Raw genomic sequence first — 18358 nt, forward strand, 5'->3', positions numbered from 1 at the left:
ATCAAAAAATTATTAGATTAATTCCCCGCGTTTTTTTAAATAACGATATAATAGGCAACCGCAGACGGTACATAAAAGTGCACACAAGCCAATAAATCCATAGCCCGCTTGTAGTCCGCGCAGTAATCCGATGGAGTCTCCATCACTATACATTTTTTTCACAAATTCTATGACAAATCCGATAACATAGTTGCCGATAACGCTGCCAAGCCCCATCAGGGTGACCGTAAAAGTAATCGCGGTATCGCTTCCGCGCGGATAGCGTTTTGCAATAAAGGCCATAACTGTCGGATAAATCATTGCGATCCCAATCCCCGCAGCCGCAAATAGAAACGACCACGGTTCTCCCCCGACAATAGCGGCAAATGTACAAAGCGCAGACAGGCCGGAGAAAATAATGAGAGAAAAAGTAAATCCGATTCTATCTGTGACAGGTCCCAAAAAGAGCCTGGCAAGCGCAAATAGAAGGAAAAAGCTGGACAATAGACCAGAAGCTTTAACGGTGTCCCAGTAGTAGGCTTTTTCCAAAAAATTGACCAACCAACCGCCTACAGCCAGTTCGGATACCACTCCGAAAGAGAGAATCAACACCATCCACCACAATGCGGGATCCCGCATCAATTCTTTTAAAGGAGTCCGGCTCTCATTCGGAAGATCATCGCCAGGAAACGTACTGCGCAAAGCAGTCAGGATCGGAAGCAAAGATAAAGAAAGTATGACCAGATACATTCCGCGCCAATCCAGCGCATGGCCAAATACCTGAACCGACATGACCCCTGTTGCAATCAAAGGAGCGACTGTTGAACTTAACCCGTAGAAGGCATGAGATAAATTCATCATGGTTCCCGTATTCTTGACAAAGATCCTCGCTCCCAAAATCGCCAGCGCAATCTCCAACATCCCGTTTCCGATATACATCAAAAAATAAGAAGCGGCAAAAAGCGGATATGTATGCGATATAAATATAAAAACACCCGAAATTAACATGGAAGCGAAAGATAGAATACTTGCGGCTTTGATCCCCCATTTCCGCACTAGTACAGCAGTAAACGAGCAGGCAATCAAATACCCTAAGGCGTTCAGGGACAACAAACTGCCCAATTGTTCTTCATTCAAATTAAAATCGAATTGAATCCTTGGAATTGCAGGGCCTTTAATATTCTCGGAGATCCCAAAAATGATAAAACCCAAAAAGGTGGTGGCCAACTGCATGGCATAAATCTTATTAAAATTTTTTGATCGTTGCTTCAATTCTGAAATCCTCCTAAATCAATCAGCAGGTTAATGCAATCCGGATCATTTTCTCTCCACCAATTGCAAACGATAAGTTAAACTTTCCAACGTAAGGGCCATAATCCCGGTCAAATACTCATCTTGCGTATTGTTCTTTATTAAGAGAGCAGGCATATGTTCTTTTGGTATATACTGCAGACAACCATCCATTAATTCTTCCGTCATGGAAGGATGCGTTAGATCACCTGTAATGGCAATGGAAACCGGATTTATGATCGTAATAATTGAACTTAACAGTTTTGAAGCTAATGCAACAAACTCATGTTTATTGTGCAGTCGTTCCAGTTGCTCTTCGCGCGTGATTCCAAAGGGAAAATAGGATATTTCGCCTGCAAAATTGGTAGTGCCCGTTACCATGCGTCCATTTACAATAAAACCAGCACCGGGAAAATGGTTTTTGGGAAATGTCACGACGGCAAATGTCTTATCCTCCTCAAAATTTTGCATATTATAGAACCCGTATACCGTAAGATTCATGTCATTTTCTATAATGACGTCTATGTTGTATTTTTCTTCAAGCCTTGGACCCAAGGGTTCTCCCGCTAGAGCGGCCACATCGCAAATTCCAATGATTCCATGATGAGCAACTCCCGGGATGCCAATACCGATCGCTTTTACATTGTTATGTTGCGCTGTAAATTCTTCAATCAAAAGATCAATAGTTTCAGCATCAATGTAATTTAAGTTTCTTGTTCCTACTTCCATTTTCTCGCCAAGCAAATTTACGAGTGCATAGGTTATAGAATGAAGGCCCCCTTCCGTCTTTACCAATAAACAAAGGACATACGCATAATCGGCGTTGAACATGTACTGTCTGGCTGGGCGTCCGCCGCTGGATTCTTCCAGCTCTTTTTCAAGAACTTCCCCGCTTTGCACCAACTCATTCAGTATAGTGCCGCAAGTAGCGACACTTAATCGCGTCATATTTGCAATGGATGCCTTCGTCCCTATGCCAACAGTTTTCAATGTGTTTTTTACTAACTCGACATTGATTTTTTTGACTTGCAGTGTGTTATGGGTTGTTGGTATCACGGCGGCATGTCCCTTCTTCATCAGTTTTTAAAACACTTATAATAAGACGAATTTTATATGATTATGTATAATTGTCAAGCTTAATTTTATAAAATAACTGCACGATCATGGATGGAGCCAAAGTAACGATTGGGAACAACTTATTTATTTCTCCCAATCGTGGTTTTTACACCGCTGGACATCCCCTGGACGTTGATGTGCGGAATCAGGGCTTGGGATAAGCTTCAACAATATCTTGGTGCCGCTAGACAAAAATCCCCTCGAAAGGGGATTTTCTTATGAACTCTAATTATCTTTTTTACCGCCAGAAGGTTGAGCAGTCTGCTTTATCCGAAATATTAAATTCAATCATTTTCTCAAGTAATGAAAAATCAACCGGACTCCCCCACTTGATACGTATCAATTCCTTGGTGTGATCATAGCCGGCCTGAACAATTTCATCCAAGAATTGATTAATTCCTGCCCTTTCAGGGGCAACGGCCAAATGTTGTTTGGATACGCTAAAGCCGATAATATAGGTACCGTGATCGGTAAACATTGGCTGATTCCACGCGATTTGGGGCACTAAGTTTGGATATTTCTTTGTTACCCAGGCCAAAACTTCTTCCGTTCGGGCCCGATGTTGCGGGTTGTCAATCTTTGCTAAATACTCTGCAAAAGCTTCCATAAAGTTCCCTCCTAAAAACGTTATCGTCCGATTAACTCGAATACAGGGAGCAATATGTATGCGAAAAGTTCCCCGTCTGAAGATCTTCTTTGCGAATGAAAAATTGCAGTTCTCCGGCATCCCACCAGCAAAATCCGACTTCCCGATCAGAATCCAGAGCAAGCAGCAACAACGTATCGCGAACTTCTTGCTCCGCCTTGGCACTATCCCCGTTTAAATGCAAGGTGATCTCTTTCATGGCTTCATCGACGGAATAGTTGAATTGCGAACCGGTCAACAGCATCAGCGCCGCTTCATACTCGCAATCGCCATGCTGGGTTGCCGGATAACCGAACAAGACCGCCAGATCATCGGAAGTCTCTCCGGTCAACTCGAAGCATAATTCCTCGTAATGCTCGTAATCATGTTCCTCGTCCTCCACCTGATCGTAATCCGCATAGCCGTAATTGGGCGGTTCTAATGAGGTTCTTGCCGACACCCGGTAACCGATAAATTCTTCCTTGAGGGTAGTCGTTTTAGGCGAAGGACGACGGCAGGCTTCCATTAACTGCTCTTCATGGAAATACAGCACTTTGTGTTCAATATGATAGGCAGGTTCATCCACGCCCACGAAAAAATAAAGCATGCCTCCTGCGGGAAGCAGAGCCGATTCATCATGAGGCGTTAATTCACTGAGACGTAGCTGGGCGAGAAAAGTCATAGCGGTTCCGTCGGAAGCCGACGGCCATTCTACATTTGGCGGCAGATCCGGATCGCCCCCGATGCGGGAATGGCCCGTATCCCTGTAATCTTCCATCCCGTTTTTGGATAAGCGAATGCCTTGGCGCACCGTTTCTTTTAAATAATCCAGCGCATGCTCGAAGTGTTGTTCCCGGATCATCTCTTCCAGTTTTCTCTTATTGTCTTCGCTTAACATGACCTCCACCTTTCTCCTTCTCACGGCTATGTACTCAGAGTGCCACGGTAACATAATGATTGCAAAAAAGGTATTTCAATTTTAATTGTAACATAAGAAGATCATCGGATATAAGAACAAACCCGGCAAGACCATTGCCGGGTTTTACGTAATATAACATTTCATATTCTATTAGAACCTTAACAGGAATCTACTCTCCGGTATACATAGATTCGTCTTGCAAACGAATCAATACCTTTCCGAATCGGCCACCTTGCGTGATGTTTAACTTTCCCGCCGGATATGTCTCTTCCAGATAATCGGCCACGATTTGCCGGTTCCGATCATCTGCAGGCAATTCAAATATACTCAACAACTCCATTACCTCCTGGAGCGCCGTTTCTCGGGACACCTCCCTGGTATTCATTTCCCGGGTTACGAGCGACTCATAGGAATAGCCTTTCAGATACAATAAATGGAGTAAATAGGCCATTTCCAGATGTTCGTTTTTCATCGGCTGATCGGTAACCAGAGGCCAGATCTCGTTCATCAGACTATGCTCTCTGGAGCCGACAGACAAACTGATGTAGCAAAACTTCCGGGCGCAACGCAGCACCTTCTCCACACTATCCCAATCGACAATTACCGGGCACATGGAAACAAAGACGAAATCAAAAGCCTTCTCCCATCCCTTCGACTGAATATCGATATCTTCGAATGGCTCCGCAACAACCTCAACCTTCCCGTTTGTTAATCCTGCAGCATTTTCTTTCAGCAACTGGACTAAGGGAAGACTGGGCTCCACAGACGTAACACTTGCTCCTTTTTCCGCAAACGGCACGGAAAAACCGCCCGAGGCCGCTCCAACGTCCAAAACGGAGGCATCTTGAAATGTGACGCCTTGCCCTACCAGCCAATTCATAATCCGCTTTGCTCTCTTCCGCCCTTCTTCATTAAAGGCCTGCTCATTAAACGTCTTTGCCTTGTGATCTAATACGCGGGCAGGATCCATTCCTGCATTTTTCATCTTGTTCACAGCCGTTTGCATATCTTCCTTCCATGCTTTTTCCCAAACAGCTTCATTAAATAATTCGTTTTTCATGATCATTCCCCTTTCAGGATTTTAAAGATTTATTATATCTATGATCATCTCAAAAAATCAGCTGTTCTTCACAGAACAACTGTCATTTTTTTGGCAAGCTCAGAAATTTTTTGGTTTCTTAAAAAGTCCTCCATTTTCCCCTCCGCCGATACCATCACCTTCTGAATCATACATTCGGATCCATGGTTCATTTCGCATTCGAATAAGGAGGCGGTGCCTTCAATGGCATGAATAATGTCAAGAAACGAGATTTCTTCCCAATTCCGCTTCACCCGATATCCTCCATTGGCACCTGATGTGGATTCAATCATTCCCGCCTTGACCAGCTTGGTAAGGATTTTGGATAAATACGTAGGGGAAACCGCTTGCCGTTCCGCCAATTGTTGGACGCCGATAAGCTTATTCGGAGGGGCTGCGGCCAGAAAGAGCATGGTGTGAAGGGCATAGTTCGTCGCTTTTGAAAATTTCATAGCGTAGTGTTCACCTCAATAATGGACTTTATGTGCCCATAATAACTTTTGTGTTGGGTTATGTCAAATCTTCCTCTGCCGGACCCTTCACCAATTTACGAGGCCTGGCGACTCTCACTAACTAGCGGTTGCGCTGAGCCTTGATTATACGGAACAAAGAAGGAAAGGAAGAAACCACCTGCCGCAATCACGGTTAACGCCCAAAACGAGGCTTGAAATCCTTTAAGCATGTTTACGGAAAAAGATACTGAGCTATAATCTGCGGTAATGGTCATAAGGGTGATCAGCAGAGCTCCGCCCATCGACATGCCCAATGTATGTATAGTCGTAGTCATCGACGAAGCGTAGTTCATCATCGAACTTGGCAAGCTCGCCATAGCCAAGGCAGTGATCGGGGTCATCATAAAACCAACCCCGGTCATAAGCATTGCGTATATGCCCATCAATAAAAAATATGAAGCGCGGGCCGTTAGCACCATTGTTAAAAAGGACAATACGACAGCAATCCAGAGAAAGCCGATTCGAATCAAGTAGCGACCGCCAAAATTATCGTAGATTTTTCCTGATATTACGCCTGACACGCCCATAAGCAAGGCGCCCGGAAGAAGCAGTAGTCCCGATTCCCTCAGCATCATCTCCCTGACATTTTGCGCGTAAATGGGAAGCAGTAGTTCTACCCCGGCCATTACGATAAACAGAATTACGCCAATGATCGAAGCATAAGTAAATCTAAAAGCTGCTGATTATCAAATCGGCAGCCTTTGATCAACATAATCTTCTCCTACTTCTCAAGCAACTTATGAATGATTCCGTAATGCCAGCCAATAGCACCTCAACAGTAATTATCTAAAATTTTCAAGAAGAAGGAAATTTCAAAACGGCTTTCAATCCCTCCCCCATATCGCTCTCGAGAATCAACTCTCCCTGATGCGCTTTCGCAATTCTGGCTACCATGGGTAGCCCCAATCCATGGCCCTGGCGGGTCGGGCCTATTCGTCCAGAAGTGTAGGGAAGTAGAATCAAATCGGCAAGCTCATCCTTCGGAATCCCTTTCCCGTTGTCGCAAACCACAATCTGATTCGAACCATCGGCCTCCCCCGTACTCAGTCCAATTTCGCAGCCGCCCGGGTTATGCCTGATGCTGTTCTGCACCAGGTTGGTTATCGCCCGATATAATAGACGTTCATCTCCTGTCACCATCAGACTTTCATCCCCGACATGGAGAGAAATAATATATCGCTCATCAAGACCGTTGTTTAAAAAGTCAGATACGACTTGCCTCGCTAAGACGGAGAGACGGATTGACTTCAAATGTAATGGCTGCATCTCGTATTCCAGCATGGATACCAGATTCAGATCGTTCACAAGGGATCGCAAGCGTTCCCCCTGGCGGCGGATGATCGCAGCCTGTTGTTTCTGCTCGGACGACAGTTCTGGCTGTTCCTCCAGTTCGCTTGCATATCCCAGAATCATGGACAAGGGTGTCCGGATATCGTGGGATATGCCCGCAATCCAGTTCGATCTGGCGAAATCCCTCGCATGGAGTGCGTCATTTTTCTCCTGAAGCATCCGGGAGGTGGAATTGATGCTTTGGGACAAATCATTAAAAATACCCTTGGTCTCCACCTGGACCGGCTCTCCTTTGGAAAGCGTATGGATGCCGTGAATCAACGGCTTGATCCCGCGGACGACTCTCGTTCCGATGAGTACCGATACCAGCAGCGCTAGAGCAACATTGCACACCAGTAACAGCAAAATTCGTACAGGAAGGGACCTGAGCCACTCAGTCAAGAAGTCAAATCGGTATTTTCCAAAGGAGTTTTCGGGATAGCCTAGTACCAGCAGACCATCCTTATGCTCCCATACGAATACCGGATATCCCATGAGATAGTAGCGGGAGAACTTGGCTACGTCGGTCACATCATAGGATCTCGGAATTTCTTCAGGGAGACGCTCGCTCCACAACACCCTTCCGTCCGAACTCAGCAGCATGGCCCATGCTTGGTTCGTATCCAGCAACTGCATTGCCTCGGGGGTAATTGAATAACTTCCCTGTTCCTGATCTAATCCATTAGATATTTTCTGTACTACCGCTTCAGGGGATGGCATCTGATGATGTTCCTTGAAAATCAGCAAACCTAGTAAAACCAGGTTGAACAACAGCAGCAGCAAGGAGACCAGAATCGTAGAACCGACAAAACGCCGTAATATCCGGATAACGCTGTCCATTACCGTGACTCCTGCGTCATGAGTTTATAGCCGAGTCCGCGAACCGTTAACAAAAACACCGGATTCGATGGATCTTTCTCGATTTTTTCCCGAATCCGCCGAACATGCACCATCAAGGTGTTCTCATAACCAAAACTCTCATCTCCCCATACGGCTTGGCATAAGGCGTCACTGGTTACGATCCGGCCCTGATTTTCGTACAACTTGATCAGTATGGAATGCTCCTTGGCTGTCAACGGAAGTCCTTGATTTGCTCCGAGTACGACGGCGCTTTCCAGGTCAACCGTTTTTTGCCCCAAAGTGAATACGGGTAACCGTTCTATCGTGTGGGAGGCGTACACCCGTTTTAATATGGCCATCAGTCGCAAAATTAGCTCTCTTGGCAGAAAAGGCTTAACCATATAATCGTCAGCTCCCAGGCCCAGTCCGAGCAGACGGTCCTCATCTTCACCTCGTGCGGACAGAAACAGTACCGGCATGTCGGAGAATGATCGGAGCGAGGAAAGCAACGAAAACCCGTCCCCGTCTGGCAGCATCACATCCAAAATGGCCGCATCCGGCTTCTCCAATCTGCATACGGCCAATGCATCCGCAAAATTGCTTGCAGTATAGATCCGGAAAAAACCCTCCTTACGCAAGAAACGTTCAATCATTTCTCTTATCTCGGGTTCGTCATCAATAATCAGTATTTTTTTATTCTTGATCGCATCCAATGTCCATCACCCCTATCAGTATACATGATGAAGGTACTCATCCGTTATTCCCTAAATTCATTTAAGGTAAATGTAAGGTTAGCTTCAGGAGGACGCAAGGATCCTGTTCTATATTTGAGCAGCGGATACATTTTAGAAATGGAGTTGATATCAATGAAAAATATGTCACCCCCGATCGTGGAGACCCAAAACTTGTCCAAAACCTATGGAGGCATACACCGTGTGCACAATGTCAATCTGGCGGTGCAAACCGGACAAATATTCGGCTTCCTGGGTCCGAATGGGGCCGGAAAAACAACCACACTCAAGATGCTGCTCGGCCTCATCAAGCCAACCGAAGGCAAAGTCAAGGTGTTTGGCAAAGACCTGGACAGGCATCGTCCGAACATTTTGAACAATACCGGTTCCCTGATCGAATCCCCTTCCTATTACGGCCATCTGACCGGATATGAGAATTTGAAGGTTATGCAGCGGCTTCGCAGCCTACCTGGCAAGAATATTGATAAGGTACTGAAAATTGTCAGACTCGAAAACCATAAGCATAAGAAGGCTGACCAATATTCTTTGGGCATGAAGCAGCGGCTTGGCATCGCCATGGCTTTGCTTGCCTTTCCCAGTTTGCTGATTCTCGATGAACCTACGAACGGACTTGACCCAGCAGGTATCGGCGAAATCCGAGAGTTGATCAAATCCCTTCCGGAACAATACGGAATCACCGTCGTGCTTTCGAGCCATCTGTTGTCCGAGATCGAGCAAATCGCCACATCCGTAGGAATTATCAATGACGGTAAGCTGCTTTTTCAAGGGACGATGCAGAGCCTCCAAGCCGCCAACAAGGTCACTATTCGCTTTAAGACCCCGGACCCTGCAAGAGCGGAGAAAATCCTGCAAAGTCAAGGTTATTTGCCGAAAGTCCAAGGAAGACAACTCCTGTTTACCCATCTCCCGGACGAGGAAGTTTCTTATATAAATCGGTTGCTGGTGGAACAGGGTCTTCCAGTAACCCGGATTGAAGAGCAAAAAAAGAGCCTGGAAAACATTTTCCTTGAACTAACCGGAAAGGAGCGGAGCTTATAATGAAAGCTCTATCGCTGGAGTATTTCAAAATCCGCCGCAAACGCATCTGGATCATGCTCACCTTGTTTCTTGCCGCCGAGATGGTCTGGGCCTCGATGTCCATGAGCATCTCCATCTCCCGCAACGCCAGCAATGCGAGTTGGGAAGCCTTGATCTTCAGCATTTCTTCCATGAATGGATTGTTTCTCCCGATCATATCGGCCATAGTGGTTTCCCGTATTTGCGACATGGAGCATAAGGGGAATACTTGGAAAATGTTAATGACAACCCATACGGGACGCAATCGAGTCTATGCCGCGAAGTACATATGTGCGAACAGCCTGATTCTGTACGGCGTCATTGCGCAGGCTGTCTTCATCGTGGGATTCGGCTGGTCCAAGAGCATTTCCGGGGACGTGCCACTCTCGCTGCTTCTTCAATTTGCTCTCGGAACGATGTTAACGACGCTAGTAATCATTGCACTCCATCAGTGGTTGTCCCTGACGGTGCGAAATCAGGCCTTTGCCTTATGCCTTGGCATGCTTGGCGGATTTATCGGAACGACATCCGGATTGTTCCCGTCAGGCATTCGTCATCTGTTGATTTGGTCCTACTATATGGATTTAAGCCCAATCACTTATGTTTACAACTCTGCTTCAAGTTATTATGTATCCGGCATGCCGCCCATGGGCTTGCAGATTGCCTCCCTGCTATTGGCCGTCATCTTTTATTCAGCAGGGAAGTTGCATAATTCCAAACAAGAGATTTAAGGAGGAGCCTCATGTTAAGGAGTATATCTGCCGAATGGCTCAAACTTCGTCATTCCCGCATCGGCCTGGTGCTGGGAATTCTGCCGGTGATCAGCCTGCTGATCGGATGTTTTAATTACTATTTCAATCAGACCGCCTTGCAGAACGGCTGGTACAGCCTTTGGACGCAGGTCAGTTTGTTCTATGGCGAGTTCTTCTTGCCCATTCTGATTGCCATTTGCTGTGCCTTTGTTTGCCGGCTGGAACATGCTAATCATAACTGGAATATGATCCTGGCCTCGCCGATATCCATTACAAACCTGTTCGTTGCCAAGTTGTTTACTGTCGGCATGATGATCTTTGCAGCCCAGGCATTTTTCATGTTCATGTACTGGTCGGCGGGTCAATTGCTCTCCATTCCGGGTGCCTTCCCCATAGAAACGGTGCTGTGGAGCCTGCGAGGATGGTTCGCTTCCCTTTCTATTGCGGCACTGCAGTTGGGGGTTTCCATACGCCTAAAAAGTTTCGCAACGCCAATCGGAATAAGCCTTTGCGCTGTTTTTCTGGGAATTGGCTTGTATGTTTTGAACTTGGGGCTATTATTCCCCTATTCATTGCTGACCATAGGCATGGGCGTCCTGAGCCAAAAAGGGCTGAACTCCATGGAAAATATTCTTTTTCTACTTATGAATAGCTTCTTTATCCTGTTATTCGGAACGTGGTCCATCAGCCGTTTGAAAAAGAAAGACATCGCATCATCCTGAACCACGTGAACTAAAGAATACTCGAAAAAGCAAAGGCTGCCGAAAGATTGTATTCGGCAGCCTTTGCTCCATTGAATATTTTGATTTTCATTTTATTGGAAAATCAGCTTCGCACCGATTCCAGCTGTTCGGCATCGACTAGATAGCGGTTATACCCAGCGTCGGATGCAAAATGTTCGGAACCGGCAAGCGGCGCTTCCAACTTTCGAAAATCGTGTTTCGAATAAAATCGGTTAGCCGATTGCATAGTTTGCAATGTTTCCAGATAGCAAGCCCTATATTGCTGCTCTACAAACGTGATTGCAGTCTGCAACAAATCCGCAGTAATCCCTGTTCCTCTGGCATCCTGAAGCAAATACATCTTTTGTAGTTCACAAATCCCTTCCTATCTTCAGCTCGAATTGTTCTTATCTTCATTCTAGATCCCTCATAGCAACATGATTCATTTTATGTACTCAAATACTGAACCAACATTTTCACAAAGCGGCTAGCTATTATCGTAATATTAAGGGTAAGGTCCTGCCACGGTTGAAACTATCCCCTTTAATGTAGATGAAAAATGTCATATTGAAAATATTGGAATATTGTTATTCTATCAAGATACGTTTTGATTTTTTTTGCTATATTTCTACAAATTACGACAACAATCCACTGTTCCATCGTGGTTTTTATATATTACCATTTCACAACATGGAGGTTAACACATGAATAAGGAAAGACACGGTTTGGTGAAAAACGGAATGTCCTTTCAAAAGAAATTGCTGCTTGTTTTTATGGGGATTTCACTCATTCCGTTACTCTTCACGACAGCTTTTTTACTTAACTACTTTAATGGAGTAATAAAAAACGACAGCGAGCAATTAGCAATCAACACATTGGAAATCAACATCGCCAGAATTGATGATTGGATCCTTTCGAAGACCTCGGCTGTAGAAGAATTAATCAACCAAAACCCGCAATTTCAGTCGTTTGATAAAAATCAAATTTTCCCATTATTAAACGTCCTTGAGCAGAGCGATGTACAATCCGAAGGTTATAGCATCATTGATAAAAGTGGAACATTGACTAATATGATGAATATGACGGCCGACATGTCGGCAAGCGATTATTACCTTAAAATGCAGTCGACCAACAAACCTGCTTTTGCGGAAATGACGTATCTTGAACAACTTAATAAATATATCATTTCAACGGTGGTCCCTATTCCGGATCAAAATCATAAAGCAGCCGGTGCAATCGCTTTTTCGATCACTCCTAGTGTGCTTACGGAAATGAACCAGAATATACGCATAGCCGATTCCGGGTTTGGATACGTCATTTCGGACACTGGGATGTATTACAGTTATCCTGATGAAGAACGGTTCGGAAAGAAAATGGAAGATTACGCCACAACGGATGAAATGAAACAAGCGATTCAAACGATTTTAAAAAATGATACCGGTTCTGTCACCTACACAGACACAGATGGTAAAGAAATCATTACATATTACGGAACGGTTCCATCCACCCATTGGAAGATGCTGATCACTGTCCCTACAAACGAAATATTCGGTGCGGTTCATCGCGCCCAAGTATTGACGCTTATTATAACTGTCGCCGTTGCGTTAATGGTGCTCCTGTTCTCTTTTTTCTTGTCCAAAGTTATTATTAAACCGATTGTTGCCGTATCTCAGGTCATGAAAAAGGTTGCGCAAGGACACTTGAATGAACGCGTTCAAGTAAAATCCAAGGATGAAATCGGACAAATGAGCGAGAATATTAATCTGATGATTCAGTCGATGTCAGATATCGTACAAAAAGTCCAGGCCACCGTCAGCCACCTGACAAATGCATCGAATGCGATGCTGATCTCAGCTAACCAGTCCGCCGTAGCTTCCAATCAGATAAGTATCGCTATACAAGAAGTAGCTCAGGGCAGCGATTCACAACTGCAAGGAGCGGAGCAATCTGCTCAAGCAACCGAAGAAATGGCCGTCGGTATCCAAAGAATCGCAGAAGCTTCCGGTCAAGTTGCCGAACAATCCGAGCAGGTTACTTCAGAAATAAATAGTGGATATGCGGAGATCCAATCAGCGATTAATCAAATGAATGTTATCAATGCGACGGCTCATCAAACGGCCATGGATATTGAACAATTAAATGATCATTCCCAAAAAATCGGCCAAATTGTTGATTTGATATCCGGCATCTCCAGACAAATATCATTATTATCGCTAAATGCCTCCATTGAAGCTGCCAGAGCCGGTGAACATGGAAGAGGATTTGCTGTCGTCGCCAGCGAAGTCAAGAAACTTGCTGAGCAGACAAGCCAATCGATTATCCTTATTGCCGAGTTAGTGCAATTCATACAACAATCGACAGGCAATGCGACAAGCTCTATGCAGAACAGCGTGAAAGAAATTAACGTCGGTATCGACCGAATGCAGCAAATCGGCGTTGGATTCGACCATATTCGGCATTCCATTGGAGAGGTATCTTCACAGATCCAGGAAGTATCCGCAACAACCGAGGAGATTTCAGCCGGTACGGAGGAGATCTCCGCTTCCCTGGAAGGCATGCTTACCATCGCTAAGGATTCGAATGAAAATGCAAAATCTGTGGCAAATTCATCGGCGGAGCAATCCAATATTATGCAGCATATTAAAGGGTCGGCCCAGTCACTGGATCATATGATTAGCGAGTTGAAGGAACTGATTAAAGCTTTTGAAATTTAATTATAATTATTAAATATCTTCGAGAATCAGAAACAGCCTTGTCCCGTAGATCCTTGAGTCGAATCTACAGGCATAAGGCTGTTTTTTGGATTTATTAGCTTGATCGATTAAAAAATGTAGACGGGAAGTCAGGCATTCGAATCACTTCGCATGCCGGTTACGATAAGGGACTCGCTCATATCTCCGATGACAGGCTGAGGTTCCACGATACGTTCCAGATCAAACCAGTCGGTTGTCGAATTGACGATCTCGTAATCTTTCAATTCGCCTTCCTCCACTTCTTCTCATCCTATCCGCAGGACGGATTCATTTCTAGATGAACCAAAGGATATAGTTTTCCCGAATCATCCCGTTCCGATCGCCCAATGGGAACGAACCCGCATCGTAAATAGAATTGCAAGGCTCCTTCATTTTGTTCGTTGACATCAACCTGTAGGTGACTTCCCTTCAATATTTCGGCATGCCGAATGAATCGCCGACCAACTCCCTTGCCAAAATGATCCGGATCGACAAAAAGCGTGGCGATCTTGCTTCCCTCCAATCCCATAAAACCGATAACTTCATCGCCTGCATTCATTTCTACCCAAAGCTCCGAGGTTCGTAAGGCGCCCCCTTTCACAAACTGATGAAAGAATTCGAAATCTTCTTCCTTCAAGAAGTAATGAGTGCGTCGAACCGCCTCGTACCAAATTCGCACAAGCTTGTCGTAGTCCTTCTCTTCAAAAGCAGTTATGTAAGCCAATATCAATACAACTCCTTAACGATAGATAAAATCGCTATCGGTGATTATGTCGCTGTTTTGCATATGAAGGGAATAACCGGTGTCGGTTAAAGTAACCGTCTCAGTCTTCCCCATAACTTCACATGCTGAATTCAAGTGTATAGCAGGTGTGCGTTATGCTCAAGCATACCGTGATGAAAATCTGCATTCGTGCTAATAACTTGACGAAACTTAGCCAATCAAGATGTCCATCAATTGGCTATATGAACGACAGCCGCCCGCCAACTTGGCGAATGTGGTAAACATCTGCCCACAGGACAAAGTAATTGTAAAACATTTCCCCGATTTGCACAGGGCGGGGATATTTGACAATAAGGGCGGCTTGTTTGTTCATCTCCACCGGTTGGTCAGCCGACGGATAAATGAAACACGCTTCTCGGTTTAGCATCTTCGTCATGACAATCCTAGGTGAAGAACCGTAAGGCATCAATGGATGAAAAGCTTCGGAGTGGCATACATCGGCTATTTGGTCACCCGCTGCAATCGCGGATACCTGAAAAAACCCTTCTGCTCCTTCGTACCTTTCTTCGCTGACCCGGCGCCAGGTTGCGGGATAGGGAAAGGATACCCGGTACACGAAGCTGGTGAAGATGTTTTCCGGAAGCCTTCTGACGCGAGGAGACCACTGTATGGCGGTAATCCGGCCGCCGCTTAGGACGTTCACCGGCATCTGCTCCCTGAGATCGGCAATCCAGAGCTGACTTGCGCTTTCTGCCCCTGTGCATCCCGATAAATATGACACTTTTACCCCGTCCGGAGACCAACTGACGGGAGTGGCGAAACAGTCTGAAAACGCCAAAGTCCTTCGATTCTGGCCGGTACGGCTGTCAATTTGGATGATAGAATAATAATTCGGCTCTCTATAGGCAGTTGCGCTGTAGGCGATGCTTCTGGAGTCAGGCGACCATGCCGGAAAATAGTTCTTGGCGAGCGGTCCGCCTTCCAGCGTATAGACGGTGCCGGTGGCCAAATCCACCGTTGAAATGATAGAGATGCTTGCACCAGGGGACGTATAAAGAGCAGAGGTTCCGTCCGGGGAAATCCGAACGTCATGGAGCGGTCCGCCCGTATTTTGCGTGATTTGTCTCCGGCCTGTGCCATCGGCCCGGATGCGGAAGAGCTGGGTGCTTCCTGTGGAATCCGGTGCCGCAAACAGAAGCTCCAAACCAGAAGGGAACCATTGAGCATCGCTGGCCCCCGGCGCCGGGATAGCAGAGCTGCTATGTAAAAAAGTATCGTAAATTACGATGCGCGAGTTTTTTACATACGTGAGATACCGGCTGTCCGTGGACCAGTCCAGCAACGTGTAGGGCTCGATTTGGTCGATCCTTGCGACGGCGAGCGTGACCGTATCCAGCAGGTGAACCACCTTGCCAATACCGATGAAAGCGATTCTCCTGCTGTCCGGAGACCAATAAGGAACGGAAAATTCCGCACCAAGCCCCCGTGTAAGTTGAAAATTAAGACTGTCCTGCGGTCGGTACAGCCATATGTCGAACGCTCCGACGCGGTCCGACGTGTAGGCAATCCATCCTTGAACGAGATCATGAGAAACAGCTTGCACGGCCAACATCCTCTCCTGAATCATCTTTTACTTCAGATATATTCAGTAGAGGATAATTAGGCGACTGTTCCGGACGGCTTAGGGTTCGAGTGTACTGAGGAACCCGATCATATTTGGTTACTACACCATTAAAACGGTAAATCCAGAAAGATCTATATTTGGAGAAAAAGAAGAACCTCACCCTTCAAGGCAAGGTTCTTTAAAATTAACGGGATAATAACTTCTTATAAAGTTTAATGATGCTCAGGTGCATGCCTTCATGGTATAAATTGAAACTGAGGAATTGTTCCGGCGTTTCCAGAATCATCCCGGCTGACGTAGTATACGGAGGCACGATCTTTTCTTGTAGGCGATGCTCAAGAGCCTGCCGTATCCGCTCTTGCTGTTCTTTTAACAGGATCTCCAGTTCCGTCAAGGTAGGGATGGGAAAGGATACGGGTTGGATGGGTGAAGTACCGTTTTCGAACTGTTCTTTGAACCCATTGGGCAAATGTTGCGGAAGATTCAAATGTTGAAATGCAAACCGTTCACATACCACATAAATGTGCCCCAAGTTCCATCGGATCGTATTGCGGAATCCTTCGGGGATCCGGTCTGCGAGTTGCTCCGTGACTCCCTCCACCAATTTCAAGGTTTGGCCTCTTACAAATGCCAATTGGTTAAACAAAAAGTGTTCCACTGTTATCACTCCTCAACGATTGTACGGTAATGCCAATTCTATCATACTTGTCTCAATTATGAGGGGTGTATTCAGTTATATCGGCTATAAACAATGTAACCGTAATGTTAAGCTGCAATCGTTACGTTGCTTCTCGCCCATATCCAGGCAAGGGCTCCCTGAACGATCGACCGGCCACCCGAGGTCAAAACTTCCCGGATAGCTCGTAATTGCTTCGTCATCTCCGGCGAAGGCACCCCATCTTTGAAGTACGTCAGCCAATCCAAGTCACTGACCCCATCGCGAGCGGTTCGCGGTTAATAGACGCCAATCGGTTCCATTCGTAAAGGTATAATATGACGGCATTGTCGTTAAAAATGTTCAAAAAATGCTGGATCGCTATACAATGGTTGCTCTAAGCTAACAATTCGGCCCGATTCGTCAGATCCGTTGACCAGCCGAAGAAGCGAATCTTTCCTTCCTCCACTAATTCCTCCAACACGCGCATCACTTCCGGAGCCAAATCTACAACATGAAGAAGAAAACTCTTCCAAATATTCTTTATTCGAACTCTACCTTTATATTGACGATTTCGGACCTCGTGCCGATCCGGATCGGGGGTCCCCAGAAACCGAAACCGGACGTAACTATGGAATGCATGTTTCCTTTTTTGAGATAGCCCCAGTCATTCTCGAAGAGCGCATTTGTAATCAGGTTACCGGGAAACACTTGGCCGTGGTGGGTATGACCCGAAACGATGAGATCCACTCCCGCTTGCTCGGAGACATCCAATTCAGTAGGCTGGTGATCCATTACAATCACAGGCTTGTCCGGATCGATACTGCTCATCAACTTGTCCAGTGAGAGCCGGTCGAGATCGCTTTTGTCTTTGCGTCCAATTAATGTCAGTTGGTCATTTATGATAATTGTTTCATCATATAAAACATGAATTCCGCTGCGCTCTAACGTATCAATCAACTCCTGCATCGTGCCGTTATGTTTGTCATGATTGCCTAGCGTGGCGTACACGCCATACGGTGCCTGAAGTTTAGACAAAACCACATCGATCTTCTGATCGATGAAGGGCTGAATATCGTCGTCAAACAGGTCACCCGGTAGCAAAATGAGATCCGGCTTTAGCTTGTTCATTTCCTTTACCAGCCGCTCCGCATGGTCTTTGCCCGATAGCAACCCAAAATGCGTATCCGCCGCCATTGTGATATTAAGATATGAGACCGGCGATGTACCCTTGTCCATCTTGATGGTATACGGTCGAACGATCGGGGTATATGCATTAAAAGTACCGTAACCCAGTAATGAGACCAGCAATGCCAACGTCGTAAGCCCCGCCCAGAACTGGGTTCTGTGCCGGGGTAACCGAGTGAACCGCAACAAAATGACGGTAATATGGGCGAGTGGCACCAACAATAGCAGTAAATAAAATACTGCCATCCAATAAGCGCCGAGAATCCCCAGGATCTTTAGACCCGGAATCCGGCCGATAAGGAATGAACAGGCGGCCAGTACTATCACGATTATGTAAAGCGTCTTGAACCGCAAAGTCGAAGTTTTCGGTCGAAGCCAGCGGTACCCGCGCCAACCGATATAATATACCAGAACGCCATATATTAGCATGGCGAAGATCCCGATTACGATAAACATAGCCATCTC

General features: G+C 45.9%; 20 protein-coding genes and 1 pseudogene. 5 read left to right on the plus strand and 16 right to left on the minus strand.

Features of this window, described 5'->3' with window-relative positions:
- Positions 1-12 precede the first annotated feature (12 nt).
- On the minus strand, positions 13-1212 hold the full coding sequence (locus tag DFP94_RS06500) for an MFS transporter (protein WP_114495810.1): 1200 nt from the start codon (positions 1210-1212) through the stop codon (positions 13-15).
- Positions 1213-1296: 84 nt separating this feature from the next.
- A complete protein-coding gene (locus DFP94_RS06505; RefSeq protein ID WP_245954524.1) occupies positions 1297-2325 on the minus strand; it encodes an ROK family protein in 1029 nt (342 codons plus the stop codon).
- A 95-nt stretch (positions 2326-2420) separates the two neighbouring features.
- Between DFP94_RS06505 and DFP94_RS25925 the strand changes: the two are divergent.
- Positions 2421-2537: pseudogene (locus DFP94_RS25925) on the plus strand (sugar O-acetyltransferase); the annotation flags it as partial.
- Between the two features lie 86 nt (positions 2538-2623).
- On the opposite strand, the gene DFP94_RS06515 reads toward DFP94_RS25925, so the two are convergent.
- The 7 genes from DFP94_RS06515 to DFP94_RS06545 all read right to left on the minus strand — a co-directional run bounded on the left by DFP94_RS06515 (position 2624) and on the right by DFP94_RS06545 (position 8401).
- Entirely contained in the window at positions 2624-2992 is a 369-nt protein-coding gene (locus DFP94_RS06515) for an iron chaperone (RefSeq protein ID WP_114495563.1), read from the minus strand.
- A gap of 31 nt (positions 2993-3023) precedes the next feature.
- Positions 3024-3908, minus strand: coding sequence for a YwqG family protein (locus DFP94_RS06520; protein WP_245954526.1), 885 nt, complete (start codon positions 3906-3908; stop codon positions 3024-3026).
- Between the two features lie 190 nt (positions 3909-4098).
- Positions 4099-4989, minus strand: a complete 891-nt coding sequence (locus DFP94_RS06525; protein ID WP_114495565.1) for a class I SAM-dependent methyltransferase — start codon at positions 4987-4989, stop codon at positions 4099-4101.
- A gap of 68 nt (positions 4990-5057) precedes the next feature.
- A complete protein-coding gene (locus tag DFP94_RS06530; protein WP_114495566.1) occupies positions 5058-5459 on the minus strand; it encodes an Rrf2 family transcriptional regulator in 402 nt (133 codons plus the stop codon).
- Between the two features lie 95 nt (positions 5460-5554).
- Positions 5555-6172 (minus strand): MFS transporter, encoded by a 618-nt coding sequence (locus tag DFP94_RS06535; protein WP_342768220.1) that lies wholly within the window; start codon positions 6170-6172, stop codon positions 5555-5557.
- A gap of 142 nt (positions 6173-6314) precedes the next feature.
- Complete coding sequence (locus tag DFP94_RS06540; RefSeq protein WP_114495568.1) at positions 6315-7688, minus strand: sensor histidine kinase; 1374 nt, start codon at positions 7686-7688, stop codon at positions 6315-6317.
- A complete protein-coding gene (locus tag DFP94_RS06545) occupies positions 7688-8401 on the minus strand; it encodes a response regulator transcription factor (RefSeq protein WP_114495569.1) in 714 nt (237 codons plus the stop codon). The genes DFP94_RS06540 and DFP94_RS06545 overlap by 1 nt, the downstream gene beginning before the upstream one ends.
- A gap of 153 nt (positions 8402-8554) precedes the next feature.
- On the opposite strand from DFP94_RS06545, the gene DFP94_RS06550 reads away from it, so the two are divergent.
- From DFP94_RS06550 to DFP94_RS06560, 3 genes are read left to right on the plus strand one after another with little or no spacing between them, the layout of a single operon-like run.
- Positions 8555-9478, plus strand: a complete 924-nt coding sequence (locus tag DFP94_RS06550) for an ABC transporter ATP-binding protein (RefSeq protein ID WP_114495811.1) — start codon at positions 8555-8557, stop codon at positions 9476-9478.
- Positions 9475-10227 (plus strand): ABC transporter permease, encoded by a 753-nt coding sequence (locus tag DFP94_RS06555; RefSeq protein ID WP_114495570.1) that lies wholly within the window; start codon positions 9475-9477, stop codon positions 10225-10227. Before DFP94_RS06550 ends, DFP94_RS06555 begins: the two co-directional genes overlap by 4 nt.
- A gap of 11 nt (positions 10228-10238) precedes the next feature.
- Complete coding sequence (locus tag DFP94_RS06560) at positions 10239-10970, plus strand: ABC transporter permease (protein ID WP_114495571.1); 732 nt, start codon at positions 10239-10241, stop codon at positions 10968-10970.
- 103 nt (positions 10971-11073) lie between these two features.
- Here the strand turns inward: DFP94_RS06560 and DFP94_RS06565 are convergent, their stop codons facing one another.
- A complete protein-coding gene (locus DFP94_RS06565) occupies positions 11074-11349 on the minus strand; it encodes a GNAT family N-acetyltransferase (protein ID WP_342768221.1) in 276 nt (91 codons plus the stop codon).
- Positions 11350-11674: 325 nt separating this feature from the next.
- Here DFP94_RS06565 and DFP94_RS06570 point away from each other — a divergent pair, with 325 nt between their 5' ends.
- Positions 11675-13684: a methyl-accepting chemotaxis protein gene (locus tag DFP94_RS06570; RefSeq protein WP_245954528.1), complete on the plus strand. Its 2010-nt coding sequence runs from the start codon at positions 11675-11677 to the stop codon at positions 13682-13684.
- A 128-nt stretch (positions 13685-13812) separates the two neighbouring features.
- On the opposite strand, the gene DFP94_RS25410 is transcribed toward DFP94_RS06570, so the two are convergent.
- From DFP94_RS25410 to DFP94_RS06590, 6 genes are all read right to left on the minus strand, one after another.
- Positions 13813-13962: a hypothetical protein gene (locus DFP94_RS25410; protein WP_181873035.1), complete on the minus strand. Its 150-nt coding sequence runs from the start codon at positions 13960-13962 to the stop codon at positions 13813-13815.
- Between the two features lie 11 nt (positions 13963-13973).
- The gene (locus tag DFP94_RS06575) at positions 13974-14426 is read right to left on the minus strand and encodes a GNAT family N-acetyltransferase (RefSeq protein WP_425459229.1); all 453 of its coding nucleotides are present in this window, start codon (positions 14424-14426) and stop codon (positions 13974-13976) included.
- Positions 14427-14664: 238 nt separating this feature from the next.
- A complete protein-coding gene (locus tag DFP94_RS06580; RefSeq protein ID WP_114495573.1) occupies positions 14665-16038 on the minus strand; it encodes a TolB family protein in 1374 nt (457 codons plus the stop codon).
- Between the two features lie 196 nt (positions 16039-16234).
- Entirely contained in the window at positions 16235-16708 is a 474-nt protein-coding gene (locus tag DFP94_RS06585; protein ID WP_114495574.1) for a DinB family protein, read from the minus strand.
- Positions 16709-16815: 107 nt separating this feature from the next.
- Entirely contained in the window at positions 16816-16974 is a 159-nt protein-coding gene (locus DFP94_RS25415; protein WP_181873036.1) for a hypothetical protein, read from the minus strand.
- 274 nt (positions 16975-17248) lie between these two features.
- The gene (locus DFP94_RS06590; protein ID WP_114495575.1) at positions 17249-18349 is read right to left on the minus strand and encodes a metallophosphoesterase; all 1101 of its coding nucleotides are present in this window, start codon (positions 18347-18349) and stop codon (positions 17249-17251) included.
- Positions 18350-18358 lie beyond the last annotated feature (9 nt).

It is taken from the genome of Fontibacillus phaseoli (assembly GCF_003337355.1).
Taxonomy (GTDB): Bacteria; Bacillota; Bacilli; order Paenibacillales; family Paenibacillaceae; genus Fontibacillus; species Fontibacillus phaseoli.

Bases quoted from the DNA above. Each gene is read 5' to 3' on its own strand.
- DFP94_RS06560 (WP_114495571.1), top strand. From the start codon at position 10,239: ATGTTAAGGAGTATATCTGCCGAATGGCTCAAACTTCGTCATTCCCGC.
- DFP94_RS06520 (WP_245954526.1), bottom strand. From the start codon at position 3,908: ATGTTAAGCGAAGACAATAAGAGAAAACTGGAAGAGATGATCCGGGAA.
- DFP94_RS06515 (WP_114495563.1), bottom strand. From the start codon at position 2,992: ATGGAAGCTTTTGCAGAGTATTTAGCAAAGATTGACAACCCGCAACAT.
- DFP94_RS06500 (WP_114495810.1), bottom strand. From the start codon at position 1,212: ATGCAGTTGGCCACCACCTTTTTGGGTTTTATCATTTTTGGGATCTCC.
- DFP94_RS06550 (WP_114495811.1), top strand. From the start codon at position 8,555: ATGAAAAATATGTCACCCCCGATCGTGGAGACCCAAAACTTGTCCAAA.
- DFP94_RS06525 (WP_114495565.1), bottom strand. From the start codon at position 4,989: ATGAAAAACGAATTATTTAATGAAGCTGTTTGGGAAAAAGCATGGAAG.
- DFP94_RS06590 (WP_114495575.1), bottom strand. From the start codon at position 18,349: ATGTTTATCGTAATCGGGATCTTCGCCATGCTAATATATGGCGTTCTG.
- DFP94_RS06580 (WP_114495573.1), bottom strand. From the start codon at position 16,038: ATGTTGGCCGTGCAAGCTGTTTCTCATGATCTCGTTCAAGGATGGATT.
- DFP94_RS06570 (WP_245954528.1), top strand. From the start codon at position 11,675: ATGAATAAGGAAAGACACGGTTTGGTGAAAAACGGAATGTCCTTTCAA.
- DFP94_RS06540 (WP_114495568.1), bottom strand. From the start codon at position 7,688: ATGGACAGCGTTATCCGGATATTACGGCGTTTTGTCGGTTCTACGATT.
- DFP94_RS06530 (WP_114495566.1), bottom strand. From the start codon at position 5,459: ATGAAATTTTCAAAAGCGACGAACTATGCCCTTCACACCATGCTCTTT.